Below are 11,718 nucleotides of genomic sequence, written 5' to 3'. Positions count from 1 at the left end.
ATGACAGCAATCACCGTCGGCGTCGTGGACGACCACCCGCTTTTTCGCGAGGGCGTAACGCGCAGCTTGTCGGAGATGAGCGACTTCGTGGTCATTGGCGAAGGCGCCAGCAGCGAAGACGCCGCCATGATCGCTTCGAACAACCGCCCCGACGTCATGCTTCTCGATGTCTCGATGCCGGGCGGCGGATTGGCTGCCATCGGCGACGTCCTGGCGCGCAGCCCGACGACGAAAGTGCTGATGTTGACGGTATCGGAGGAGGTGGACACGCTGCTTGGAGCCCTGCAACAAGGCGCGATGGGCTATGTCCTCAAGGGTGTCGGCTCCCGTGGTCTTGCCGAAGCGATCCAGACCGTCCTCAGCGGATCACGGTATATCTCGCCGACGATGTCGACAAAGGTCATGGAAAATTCGCTGCATGACTCAGCCTCCGACAAGAACAGCCTTACGCCACGGGAACGCGAGGTGATGGATCTCGTCGCTCAAGGTCTCTCCAACAAGCATATCGGCTTGCGGCTCAACCTGCAGGAAAAGACCGTGAAGCACCATATGACCCAGATTCTGAGCAAACTCGGCGTCTCAAACAGGACCGAAGCGGCCCTGCAATGGCGCGAACGTCGGTAGCGCCGCGCCGACCGGCCCTAAAACAGGATGTCGTCCGAAAACCGCTCACACTGTTCGGCATCAGCTCTAGCGAAAGAAGCGGCTCAGACGGCGTGCATCGTTGGCCGTTGCCTGACGGCTTATGATCGTCCTGCCTTTCGGGTCCTTCATGACATAGCGGCCGCTGCGCAGGCTTTCGGTGATGCCGTTTGCGTGGCGAACGTTGATCGACCCGTCGGAATCTTCAGTCGCCCTCGCCCCCACTTCTGTCCGCGAGGTGGCTGAAGAGGATCTGCCGGAGTTTCCACCCGCACTGTTGCCGGAACCATTATTGCTGCTTCCGCCCCCATTGCCGTTCCCTCCACCATTGCCTCCACCACTGCCACCGCCGTTGCCGCCGCCGCCGCCGCTGCCGCCGCCGTTTCCGCCCCCATTGCCGTTATTGCCGTCCTTTGCCTGCGCATGCTCGACCGCCAGCGTCGGCAGCGAGCCGTCCAAACTAAGCGTCAAAGGTGATGCGGCAGCAACCAGCGCGACGGCCGCACAACCACCCAATCTCAAAAAATGACGCTTGGAGATTGTCATGCCGTCGCCTCGTTCATCCGTTCTTCCCAATTCTACGCTTGCTGGACGCGCCGCGAATTTTCGCTTTTCCGAAGGTTAAATGCAACCGGACCAAAGGTACTAAAACGGGCAGGACTTTGGTCCGGCCAACCGGCCTACAGTTGAATGGGCTCATGTGCGGGCGATGTCATCGCAAACGGGTGCCGGGGCGAATAATTCCACCTTCCCTTGCCGAGACGTTGCGGCTTGAGGCGCTGACGCATTTTTCTGGAACTTCTTTCTTTGTCATCGCTTTGATTGTCAAAGTGCAACAGAGGAAGCCCCCATGCCAAATCCCAACGAATCCCCGGCGGTCCAGTCCCTGCGCAAAGAGCAGGCAGAGCAGCGAAGCAAGGCCCGAAAGGGCGAGCTCGACAAGGCGATCGAAGACACGTTTCCGGCGTCCGATCCGGTTTCGATTACCCATACCTCGATACCCGCCGGTCGTAGCGACGTCGAAGCGGCTGAGCGCGTAAAGCGTGAGCCTGATCCGACAGCGATGGACCAAGAATATCCGTTGGTCGACCAGGTCCTGCGCTCGAGCGGCCGCGACCACGAGGAACTGCGTGCACTTCAGAAAGAAGCCGGCCGCATCGCGGAGTCCGCTTCGGAGCTCGCTTCCGGCACGGCACGCCTGGCAAAAGCGGAAGCGAAGAGTTTCGTCCAGGAGATCGAGGAGCGGATAAGGCGGCAGCCGTTAACGGCCGCAGCGATCGTCGCCGGCATCGCTTTCGTCTTCGGCGCGACGCGTTAAGGTGTAGGCCATGGCGACGCGATGGACCGGCGGCTGCCTCTGCGGATCCTGCCGGTATGAATTCACCGGCGACACGCCACATTCGGGTTACTGCCATTGCGACATGTGCAAGAAGGCGACCGGTGGTCCTTTCGCGGTTCTTGTCCAGGCCAAAGTCGAGAAACTCGTGTGGACGGATGCTGCTCCCGCCGTTTACCGATCCTCGCCTATTGCGACACGCGGCTTTTGCAGGACGTGCGGGACGCCACTTTACCTCCAGTACGACGGTGATGAGCTGATCCGCGTGACGGCCGGCTCGCTCGATCACCCCGAGCGGATTCAACCGGCGGGGCACTATGGCGTGGAGAGCCGCCTTGCATGGGCCGATTGCGGGCGCCGGCTTCCGGAGGAAGTGTCACAGGAGCGATTCTAGATTATGGTCGCGTCGCCTCGACAACAGATCCATGAAAATCGCGACCTATAACGTCAACGGAATAAACGGGCGGCTGGACATCCTGCTGCGCTGGCTGTCGGAGGATGTCCCCGATGTGGCCTGCCTCCAGGAGCTGAAAACCGACGACGCCAGGTTTCCGCGAAGGGAGATAGAACGGGCCGGCTACGGCGCCGTCTGGCACGGACAGAGATCCTGGAACGGTGTCGCCATCCTGGCGAAAGGCAAGACACCGATCCTGACACGCCGCGGCCTTCCCGGCGATCCAGACGATACGCACAGCCGGTATATCGAAGCCGCCGTCGACGGCATGCTGATCGGATGCCTGTATCTGCCGAACGGCAACCCCTTTCCCAGCGCCAAGTTCGATTACAAGCTCCGTTGGTTCCGCCGCCTGCACGCCTATGCCGCCGAACTCCTCGAGATCGAAGTGCCGTCGATCCTGGCCGGCGATTTCAACGTCATGCCGACGGAGATCGATGTCTACAAGCCGGAGCGCTGGCTGGACGACGCGCTTTTCAGGCCGGAAGTCCGCAAGGCCTATGCTCAACTTGTCGCCCAGGGCTGGACGGATGCCGTCAGGCATCTGCATCCGGACGAGCGCATCTACACTTTCTGGAAATACTGGCGCAACAGTTTCGAACGCGATGCCGGGCTGCGGATCGACCACTTTCTGCTCAGCCCGACGGTGGCGCCGTGGCTTCGATCGGCAAGTGTCCGGCGAAAACCGAGGGGCTGGGAACATACAAGCGACCATGCGCCGGTCATGATCGAGCTCGACACTCCCGAAGCTGGAGGCGCCTGACCCGGAATATCGCGCAGAGAGGCCAGGGAACCTGATGATGCCAGCCGGAGTTAGCCTGTGAAAGGAGATCGCCCCGTGGCTAGCGCACCGATCAGAAGGACCGGATTCCCGCCCCACAATTCTCCAACCGGAAGTGACCGTCATGGACGAAGCCAAGAACTACCTGAACACTGACGAGATCCAGGCCGACGACCAGCTGTCACCGAAGCCGGTCGAGGGAAAAGATCCGCCGCGGCAGGTTCGCAAAAGCGAGGAAGCCGTTGCCGAAGGCTCCGACGATACCGAGCGCGTCCGGGTTCCGCCGCCAGTTGCCAATCCTGATTGAATTATGCCTGTTCCTTCGTGTCGCGATCATAAATTCCACCTGTCAACCAGGCGGGCCAATCCCGCTCGAAAAAGGATTTTTCGTTTTCATCCAGCTTGCGGTTCGGCCGGGTTGAAAGCCTGATCTCATCGGCTTCGAGGCGAACGACGATCTGCTCGTTGCGATCGGTTTCGCGCTCCCTTCGGAAGCGATAATCCTCCAACGGACCAGAGCTTGCCAACGGAAGGGATTCGCCGTCGGCATCGCAGATCGCGCGTGCCCCGCGGCTGCCGCCGCCATTGCGAATGAAGAAATCGAGCGCACTGAGCACGGCTTCGGAGGCGAGCGCCATGTGCCGCCATTGCACGCCTCGCACCGCTTCTGCGGCACGCCCGTAGGCGACGCCGCTGGCGCGAATTTCCGCGTTCAGTTTGCGGGCCTCGATCAACGCCTGGGCGACGCTCTCTTGATCGCAGATGATGCCCGCTTTCTCGCTCATTCGCGCCTGTACTGCTGAGCGGATCGCTTTGACAGTCAGCGCGCTTTCAGCGCGCAGGGCGGTAAGGAGGTCGGCAATGCCCGCCTCTGCGGCCGCCGGTATACTCACTGAGGCGGCCCGTTTCGCCCTGCCGCTGGCGCCGATGTGTTCGGCCACCCTGGTGCCGAAGACCTGCCCGGCATTCAGCGCCGCTCCACCGGGCCTTGTTACACCATGCGTGCCCGCCGCTTCGCCGACTGCATAACAGCCTGCAAGATTGCTGCGGCCCCAGGTGTCGACCATGATGCCGCCGTTCATGTGCTGATTGTTGACCGCGAATTCCAGCGGCTCTGCGGCGATGTCGATCTTGTAGCGGCGATAGAGCTCGATCGCGAGCGGGTTCATGTGCTTCAACCGGTCGATCGGCATTTGCTGATCGGCTCCGGCCTTGCCGAGATACAGGCGAACGTCCTCACCAAGTCGCTCCAGGCTGAACGGCAGGTCGCCGGGAACAGGCAACGGATTGCGGTTGAAGTCCATAAACACGCGCCGACCGGCGGCGGTTTCCCTAGAGATGGCAAGATCGACCAGGCTCGAGCCGAAATCGAGCATGCGCGTCGCGTGAAAAGGCCATTGATAGCCCTTGCGGAAGATGTTCGACGCCAGTTCCTGCGTGCTGCGATAATAGCCTGCCAGGAAATGGTGTTCGACGCCTTCCCCATCGACCGAATAGATATGTGGGACTGCCTGGACATAAGTGCCGGAGAGATTCCACGGAAATCCCTCCCGGCGCGTTCCGATACCGAACTGGCTTTCGGTCAGATTGACGAGCTCGACGCCTGCTTCGAGCGCCAGCCCGAGAGAGCCGAAGCAGCCATTGGGGTAAACGCTGTCGCGATAGAGCTCGCCAGGCCCGCCGGCCGCAAGCACGATTACGCCGCTGACGAACAGCGCGATGCCCAGCGGATTCTCCTGCGTACGGTCGCCGGCGCGCATGGCCAATATGCCGGCGATGCGGTGATCCCCTCCCTCGCCCTCGGTGAGGATTTTGACCGCGGTGGTCTGATTGTAGAACGGCACATCGAGACGGAGCGCCTCCTCTGCCAGCACTTTGACCATCAGGCGCGAAGTGCGCGGGCCGCAGCTGGTGGCGCGGCCGACCTCGTCATGGTCGGTCTGATATCGCAGCGTTCCACCAAGCGGATCCTGCGGCAGCGGCAGGCCAAGGAACTGCAGCGACGCCATCATCCGCGACGAGCCCACCGCCTCGACATAGGCCGTGTCCTCGTCCATGGCGCCGCCGCTGCGGATGGCGCGGCCCATCGCTCTGTAGTTGTCGCCCTGATCGGCCGTGTTAGCCGTGTGCAGGGTTTGCTTGTCCGAACCGGAGCAGGCCGAGGTTCCGCCCCAGGCGCTTTGGCTGACGATGACGACATCGTCGCCGCGCCGCTTCAGTTCCACGGCCGCGCGCAGGCCTGCAGCGCCGGATCCAACGATCACACAGCCGGCTCGATAGATCGGCACCTCGACACCAGCGAGCCGAGCCGTTGCCGAGGGACCGGCTTCAGGCGGAAGCCTCGGCATATCGACATCGGTCAGCGCGTCGAGAATTTCCTGCGGGACGTCTATGGTCATCAGCGTTTATCCGAGCGGGATGTCAACCCAGCGCTTTTGCCGGGAAGACTCCATGCATGCGTCGACGATTTGGCAAATGTGGTGACCGGTATCGAATGTCGGCCACATCGGTCTGTTGGAGACGATCGAGCGGATCACTTCAGCGACCTCGATGATCTTGCTTTCGTTGTAGCCGATGCCGAAGTTCGGCAGAGGCAGGAAAGCTCGGAAGGTGGGGTTCTCCGGCCCCACGTCGATCTCGCGAAACCCCCGCCGTCCCGTCCGGTCGTCGTTGGAATAAAAGCGCAAGCGGTTTATCTCGTCATAGGTATAGGCGATGCTGCCTTTCGTTCCGTAGATTTCGTAGGTCTGCATGAATTTGCGCCCAGTCGCGACACGGCTGAAATCGACGATGCCGCCGGCGCCGTTGGCAAACCGGCACAACAGGTTCGTCGCGTCCGGATTGGTGATATCGGCCCAGGATTCGTCGCCTGTCAGTTTCACCTGCTCGCCATAGGCAAGGCCCTCGACGACCGGCCGTCGCGGCGTGACGATCAGATTGTCGGCGATCAGGGAGCTGACGCGGCCGACCAGAAAATCCATGAAGCTGAAGATATGCGAGCCCGTGTCCCCGACGATCCCCGTCGGCGCAAGCTTGCCATCGGCGCGCCACATGAAGGGCGCTGTCGGATCGCCGTACATGTCGACGTGCTGGCAGCCGCGGAACAGCTTGATCTCGCCGATTTCGCCCGAATCGATGATGTCTTTCGCGAGATCATGGACGGGGTTTCGGGGGAAGGCGTGACCGACACGGGTGATCACACCCTTCTCTCTGGCGATCTCGGCCAGTTCCCGCGCTTCATCGGCGGTGTTTGCCAGTGGCTTCTCGCAATAGACGTGTTTGCCGGCCAGCAAGGCCGCCTTGGCCACAGGATAGTGAAGATGGTCGGGCAGGCAGATATCGATGAGATCGACCTCGGGATCGGCGACCGCCAGCTTCCAGTCCTGATAGATCCTGGCGCCCGGCGCCCTGTTGCTGATATCCGCGACGGCCTCAGGATTGCCTTCGACAAGCGCCACGATCCGCGCCGTTCCGTCCGAGACGCCGAAGAAATGCGGAAAGGTCTGATAGGCCATGGTGTGGACCTTGCCCATCCAGCCCGAGGCGCCAAGCACTGCCACTCTCACTTCAGACATCGTCGTTCTCCTTAGCGGATTTCTGCGCGGGCTCGAGGCCGGGTGTCGTTGCGCTCATAGGCGAAAATGGCGGAGGGCAGCACAGGTAACCCCCGAATAAGGTCCGAGCCCTTTTCGCCGACCATGATCGTCGGCGCGTTGGTATTGCAGGACGGCACGCGCGGCATGACGGAGGAATCGCAGACCCTGAGGCCTTCGAGGCCATGGACCTTGAGATCCAGCCCGACCACCGCCTCCGGCCCCGTTCCCATCTTGCAGGTGCCGACAGGATGATGATCGGTCTTGGCGTTGGCGCAGCCATAATCGAAGAGCTGCTCGTCGGTCACGACCTTCGGCCCGGGAAGCCTTTCAGCCATGACATAGGGCTTCAGCGCCGCCTGCTGCATGATCTCGCGGGCAATCTTGAGCCCCTCCAGCGACATCTTCCTGTCGTGCGGATCGGACCAGTAGTTGGGATCGATCAAGGGTGCTGCACCCGGGTCGGCGGATGACAGACGCACCGTCCCTCGCGAGCGCGGATGCAGATAGGCGGAGTTGAGCGTCACGCCCGCATTCTTGAGCCGCTCGACGCCGGCTTCGATGCCTGATCCCAAGCCGAGGTGGAACTGGATATCGGGAGACCGCGCTTCGGGATCGGCATACCAGAAGCCGCCGGTCTCGAAGAGCGACGAGGCCACCGGACCGGTGCGGAACAGGACATATTGAACCCCAGCCCATAGCGTGCGGTGCAGCTTCGCGGCGCCGTCATAGGTGTGATCGCCGGTGCATTCGGCGATGACGAAAAGATCCAGGTGATCCTGCAAGTTGCCGCCGACACCGGGCAAATCGTGGTGCACCTTGACGCCCACCGATTTGAGGTGATCGGCCGGCCCGATGCCCGACTGCAAAAGCAACTTCGGCGATCCGATTGCGCCTGACGACACCAGGATCTCACGTTCGGCGCGCACGATCTCCAAGCCGCGCGCGGTGGCGATCTCGACCCCTGTCGCTCGACCTGCTTCGACGATGATCCGCGCGACGCGCGCGCCCGTCCGCACCGTCAGGTTCTTCCGGTCCTTGATCGGCGAGAGATAGGCGAGCGATGCCGAGGACCGGCGGCGGTTGCGCTGCGTCAGCTGGTAAAATCCGACGCCGGCCTGCTGGCGGCCGTTGAAATCGTGGTTATAGGGAATGCCGAGCTCCTGGCCTGCGCGGATATAGGCGTCGCAGATCGGCAGCGCTGCCGCCGGCATCGAAACACCCAGCGGACCGCCATAGGCGTGGTAGTCGTCGGCGAAGCGCTGATTGTCCTCGGCCCGTTTGAAATAGGGAAGGATCGAGCGATAGTCCCAACCCTCGCAGCCGTCTTCGCTGGCCCAGAGATCGTAGTCGGCCGCGTTTCCGCGCGTGTAGAGCTGGGCGTTGATGGAGGAGCCGCCGCCGATGACCTTCGCCTGGGTATAGCGAAGCACCCTGCCCTTCATGTGCTTCTGGGGAACGGTCTGCCAGCCCCAGCTGGCCACGCCCTTGGTCATCTTGGCGAAGCCGGCAGGCATGTGAAAAAGCGGGTTCCAGTCGCCGCCGCCCGCTTCGAGAAGCAGTACTTTGACATCGGCATCTTCGCTGAGCCGGCTTGCCAGGACGCAGCCTGCAGGGCCGGCACCGGTGATGATATAATCGAATGCCATTTCACTATCCTATTCGAGGCCGGCGCGCGCCAATGGGTCTGCTCGTGTCTGCAAGTCTTTCGACGCGATGTGATCTGCAACTCTGAGCGCCTGGCTGGCGACGGTGAGCGCCGGATTGACCGCAGCCGACGTGGGTAAGAAGCCGGCGTCGACGACGAAGAGATTTTCGTGGTCGTAGGATCGGCAATAGGGGTCCAGCGGCGCCGTCGCGGGGTTGTTGCCGATGCGGATTGTTCCGCACTGATGGGAGGGCGTGCGCTTGTCGAAGGGTCTCGACAACACGATGGGAAATCCGATCGACTTCAGGATCGCCTTCAGCTTGGCGACAAGCGCCAGATGCGCGTCCCAATTGGTTCTCTGCCATTGGAGAATGATCCGATCGCCATCGACCATGACGCGGCTTTCGGGATTGGGGACGTCCTCGCTCATGGCATAGAAGTCGATGGCATGGTCCGTCATGAAACGCAGAAGCCATTCCGGAGCCTGCGGCAGAGAGCCCTTAAGAACTCTTTCGGAGATACGCCCCAGCAATTGCACATTGCCGAGCGGCGGGCCGCCCTCCCCGTCCGAGAGATAGAAGTCGTTGAAGGCAAAGGTCTTCTGGTAGACGGCGGTGTTCCTGAAAGGCGGCGAAACGCCGATCACGGCGGAAGCGTTGTGGTTCATGAAGTTGCGGCCCACCTGGTCGGAAGAGTTGGCGAGGCCTCTGGGGAAGCGATCATTTTTCGAGCGCAGCAAAAGCACGGACGATTGAACCGCCCCGGCCGACAGGATCACGATGTCAGGCGAGACAGTCAGCGTCTGCCCGTCCTTGACATAGGTGATGCGGTGGATCCGATCGCCGGCTCCCGTATCGAGCCGCGTCACGCGCGCATTGATTTCGAGCCGCACGTTCTTGTGTCTCAGCGCCACCGCAAGCGCTGCGGTCTCGGCATCCATCTTACCGTCTCGCGCGTTCGGATGTGCGTCCCAGGGCGTGCGCGCCTTGGAGAGCCAGGCGTCAAGGTCGAGGCCGAGCGGCAGGGAAAACGGATGCAGGCCTTTCGCCCGCAGGCGCGCCCTGACATCGGCGATCGGCGCCTCGTCGGGCACGGGCGGGAACGCGTAGGCGGCGGAGTGATACGGTTCCGTGGGATCGTCACCGAGACTGCCGCGGACCTGATACATGAGTTCCGCCTTCGAATACCACGGCTCCAGCTCCTCGTAGGGAAACGGCCAGGCCGGTGATACGCCCTCGCGGTGCTCGATGACCTCGAAATCTTCCTTGCGATAGCGCGAAAGGACGGCGCCGTAGAATTTCGAATTGCCGCCGACATTGTAATAATTGCCGGGATTGAAGCCCTTGCCGTTGGCCTCGTACCAGATTTCCCTCGGTCGGAAATGCCCTCGCTGGAAGATGGCGCGCTGGTCACGATTGACCGGAAGATCGGCAATGTGACCACCGGCTTCGAGGACCAATATCTCGGCGCCGGTCGCGGCCAGGCCCGCGGCGACTGTGGAGCCGCCGACGCCTGAGCCGATGATGACGATGTCTGGTGAACTGCTCATCTTAGCCCCTGGAGATCACCCGATCCGCATCTGGCTGTCAGGATCGAAGAACACGGCCTTGTCGAGATTGAAGGCAAGGCGGGTGTTTTGTCCCGGCGCGATGCCGGCATCGGCGCGCAAGCGGGCGACGACGGATTTGCCGCCGAGCTTGGTGACGGCGAAGGTGTCGGAGCCTGCCGGTTCGACGACTTCGATCAGGCAGTCATCCTCGGTCAGCGAGCGCGCCTTGCGGTCGGCGCCGTCAGGGTCGGTCAAGGCCTCCGGGCGAATGCCGAAGATCACCTGCCGGCCGGCATAGGCGGAGAGACCGTTGGCGCCGGCGACCACAGGCAGCCTCAGCGGCGCGCCGTTCGGCCGTTCGAGTGCGACGGCGATCCCGGACGCACCGGCCTCGACGGTGGCGTTGAGCAGGTTCATCGCCGGCGACCCCATGAAGTCGGCGACGAAGAGATTGGCCGGGCTGTTATAGATCTCGGCCGGCGTGCCGAACTGCTGCAGCACCCCGTCCTTGAGCACGGCGATCTTGGTCGCCAGCGTCATCGCCTCGATCTGGTCGTGGGTGACATAGACGAAGGTGGTGCCCATGCGCTGGTGCAGCCGCTTGATCTCGGTGCGCATGTCGACGCGCAGCTTGGCGTCGAGATTGGACAAGGGCTCGTCGAACAGGAAGACCTGCGGATTGCGCACCAGCGCCCGGCCCATGGCGACGCGCTGGCGCTGGCCGCCGGACAGCTGGCTCGGCTTGCGGTCGAGCAGATGACCGATCTGCAGCATGTCGGAGACCTGCTTGATCGCCTTGGCCCGCTCCTCCTTCGGCACGCCGCGGATCTCCATGCCGAAGGCGATATTTCCAGCCACCGTCATGTTCGGATAAAGCGCATAGGACTGGAACACCATGGCGATGTCGCGCTTGGAGGGATGCAGACCGCTGATGTCGCGCCCGTCGATCCTGATATCGCCTGAGGTGATCGTCTCCAGCCCGGCAATGGTGTTGAGCAGGGTCGACTTGCCGCAACCGGACGGGCCGACCAGCACCAGGAAGCCGCCCTTTTCGAGCTCGAGATCGATGCCCTTGAGAATGTCGACGGCGCCGAAGCGTTTTCTGAGACCGGAGATTTCCAGGAAGGCCATGACTTACCCTTTGACTGCGCCCGCCATCAGACCGCGCACGAAGTAGCGGCCGGCGAGGATATAGACGATGAGCGTCGGAACGGCCGCGATCATCGCCGCCGCCATGTTGACATTGTATTCGACCACCCCGGTCGAGGTGTTGACGACATTGTTGAGCGCCACCGTCATCGGCATGGCGTCACCGGTGCCGGCGTAAGCCGAGGCAAACAGGAAGTCGTTCCAGATATTGGTGAACTGGTAGATGACGGTGACGACGATGATCGGCAGCGAGTTCGGCAGCATGATGCGGCGGAAGATCTGGAAAAAGCTGGCGCCGTCGACCTGGGCGGCCCTGACCAGTTCGGTCGGAAAGGCCTCGTAGAAATTGCGGAAGAACAGCGTGGTGAAGCCGAGGCCGTAGACGACATGGACGAAGACCAGATTGATCGTGGGATTACCGAAGCCGAAGGAAAAGCCCGTGGCGTTCTGCAGCGTCATGCCGAAGCGGCCGAGCGAGCCGAGGATCGTCGCCATCGGCAACAGCACCGACTGGAACGGGATGAAGCAGGCAAACAGCATCAACCCGAACACCAGCGTATGGCCGG

At 62.2% G+C, this 11,718-nt stretch carries 12 protein-coding genes; 5 read left to right on the top strand and 7 right to left on the bottom strand.

The window, feature by feature from the left end:
- Positions 1–624, top strand: coding sequence for a response regulator transcription factor (locus C4N04_RS04860; protein ID WP_038688360.1), 624 nt, complete (start codon positions 1–3; stop codon positions 622–624).
- Between the two features lie 66 nt (positions 625–690).
- Here the strand turns inward: C4N04_RS04860 and C4N04_RS31760 are convergent, their stop codons facing one another.
- Entirely contained in the window at positions 691–1,188 is a 498-nt protein-coding gene (locus tag C4N04_RS31760; protein ID WP_179363880.1) for a hypothetical protein, read from the bottom strand.
- 304 nt (positions 1,189–1,492) lie between these two features.
- Here C4N04_RS31760 and C4N04_RS04850 point away from each other — a divergent pair, with 304 nt between their 5' ends.
- The 4 genes from C4N04_RS04850 to C4N04_RS04835 all read left to right on the top strand — a co-directional run bounded on the left by C4N04_RS04850 (position 1,493) and on the right by C4N04_RS04835 (position 3,520).
- Positions 1,493–1,960, top strand: a complete 468-nt coding sequence (locus C4N04_RS04850; protein WP_010060035.1) for a hypothetical protein — start codon at positions 1,493–1,495, stop codon at positions 1,958–1,960.
- A gap of 10 nt (positions 1,961–1,970) precedes the next feature.
- Positions 1,971–2,372, top strand: coding sequence for a GFA family protein (locus tag C4N04_RS04845; RefSeq protein WP_096764093.1), 402 nt, complete (start codon positions 1,971–1,973; stop codon positions 2,370–2,372).
- 31 nt (positions 2,373–2,403) lie between these two features.
- Entirely contained in the window at positions 2,404–3,195 is a 792-nt protein-coding gene (xth, locus tag C4N04_RS04840; protein ID WP_096764094.1) for an exodeoxyribonuclease III, read from the top strand.
- A gap of 142 nt (positions 3,196–3,337) precedes the next feature.
- Positions 3,338–3,520, top strand: a complete 183-nt coding sequence (locus C4N04_RS04835) for a hypothetical protein (protein WP_038688354.1) — start codon at positions 3,338–3,340, stop codon at positions 3,518–3,520.
- Position 3,521: 1 nt separating this feature from the next.
- On the opposite strand, the gene C4N04_RS04830 is transcribed toward C4N04_RS04835, so the two are convergent.
- From C4N04_RS04830 to C4N04_RS04805, 6 genes are all read right to left on the bottom strand, one after another.
- Entirely contained in the window at positions 3,522–5,612 is a 2,091-nt protein-coding gene (locus tag C4N04_RS04830) for an FAD-binding protein (protein ID WP_106795535.1), read from the bottom strand.
- Positions 5,613–5,618: 6 nt separating this feature from the next.
- Positions 5,619–6,788, bottom strand: coding sequence for a Gfo/Idh/MocA family oxidoreductase (locus tag C4N04_RS04825; protein WP_077994063.1), 1,170 nt, complete (start codon positions 6,786–6,788; stop codon positions 5,619–5,621).
- Positions 6,789–6,799: 11 nt separating this feature from the next.
- Positions 6,800–8,455 (bottom strand): GMC family oxidoreductase N-terminal domain-containing protein, encoded by a 1,656-nt coding sequence (locus C4N04_RS04820; protein WP_077994065.1) that lies wholly within the window; start codon positions 8,453–8,455, stop codon positions 6,800–6,802.
- 9 nt (positions 8,456–8,464) lie between these two features.
- A complete protein-coding gene (locus C4N04_RS04815; RefSeq protein WP_077994066.1) occupies positions 8,465–10,003 on the bottom strand; it encodes a GMC family oxidoreductase in 1,539 nt (512 codons plus the stop codon).
- Between the two features lie 15 nt (positions 10,004–10,018).
- On the bottom strand, positions 10,019–11,134 hold the full coding sequence (locus C4N04_RS04810) for an ABC transporter ATP-binding protein (RefSeq protein ID WP_106795534.1): 1,116 nt from the start codon (positions 11,132–11,134) through the stop codon (positions 10,019–10,021).
- Positions 11,135–11,137: 3 nt separating this feature from the next.
- On the bottom strand, positions 11,138–11,718 hold a 581-nt coding region (locus C4N04_RS04805; protein WP_158775534.1), incomplete at its 5' end, for a carbohydrate ABC transporter permease.

The sequence above is a fragment of the Rhizobium sp. H4 genome (assembly GCF_003013335.1).
Lineage (GTDB): Bacteria > Pseudomonadota > Alphaproteobacteria > Rhizobiales > Rhizobiaceae > Rhizobium > Rhizobium sophoriradicis.
Note: the sequence above shows the minus strand (reverse complement) of the source record. Positions and strands in the feature narration are given on the sequence as shown.

Bases quoted from the DNA above. Each gene is read 5' to 3' on its own strand.
- C4N04_RS04860 (WP_038688360.1), top strand. From the start codon at position 1: ATGACAGCAATCACCGTCGGCGTCGTGGACGACCACCCGCTTTTTCGC.
- C4N04_RS31760 (WP_179363880.1), bottom strand. From the start codon at position 1,188: ATGACAATCTCCAAGCGTCATTTTTTGAGATTGGGTGGTTGTGCGGCC.
- C4N04_RS04850 (WP_010060035.1), top strand. From the start codon at position 1,493: ATGCCAAATCCCAACGAATCCCCGGCGGTCCAGTCCCTGCGCAAAGAG.
- C4N04_RS04845 (WP_096764093.1), top strand. From the start codon at position 1,971: ATGGCGACGCGATGGACCGGCGGCTGCCTCTGCGGATCCTGCCGGTAT.
- xth (WP_096764094.1), top strand. From the start codon at position 2,404: ATGAAAATCGCGACCTATAACGTCAACGGAATAAACGGGCGGCTGGAC.
- C4N04_RS04835 (WP_038688354.1), top strand. From the start codon at position 3,338: ATGGACGAAGCCAAGAACTACCTGAACACTGACGAGATCCAGGCCGAC.
- C4N04_RS04830 (WP_106795535.1), bottom strand. From the start codon at position 5,612: ATGACCATAGACGTCCCGCAGGAAATTCTCGACGCGCTGACCGATGTC.
- C4N04_RS04825 (WP_077994063.1), bottom strand. From the start codon at position 6,788: ATGTCTGAAGTGAGAGTGGCAGTGCTTGGCGCCTCGGGCTGGATGGGC.
- C4N04_RS04820 (WP_077994065.1), bottom strand. From the start codon at position 8,455: ATGGCATTCGATTATATCATCACCGGTGCCGGCCCTGCAGGCTGCGTC.
- C4N04_RS04815 (WP_077994066.1), bottom strand. From the start codon at position 10,003: ATGAGCAGTTCACCAGACATCGTCATCATCGGCTCAGGCGTCGGCGGC.
- C4N04_RS04810 (WP_106795534.1), bottom strand. From the start codon at position 11,134: ATGGCCTTCCTGGAAATCTCCGGTCTCAGAAAACGCTTCGGCGCCGTC.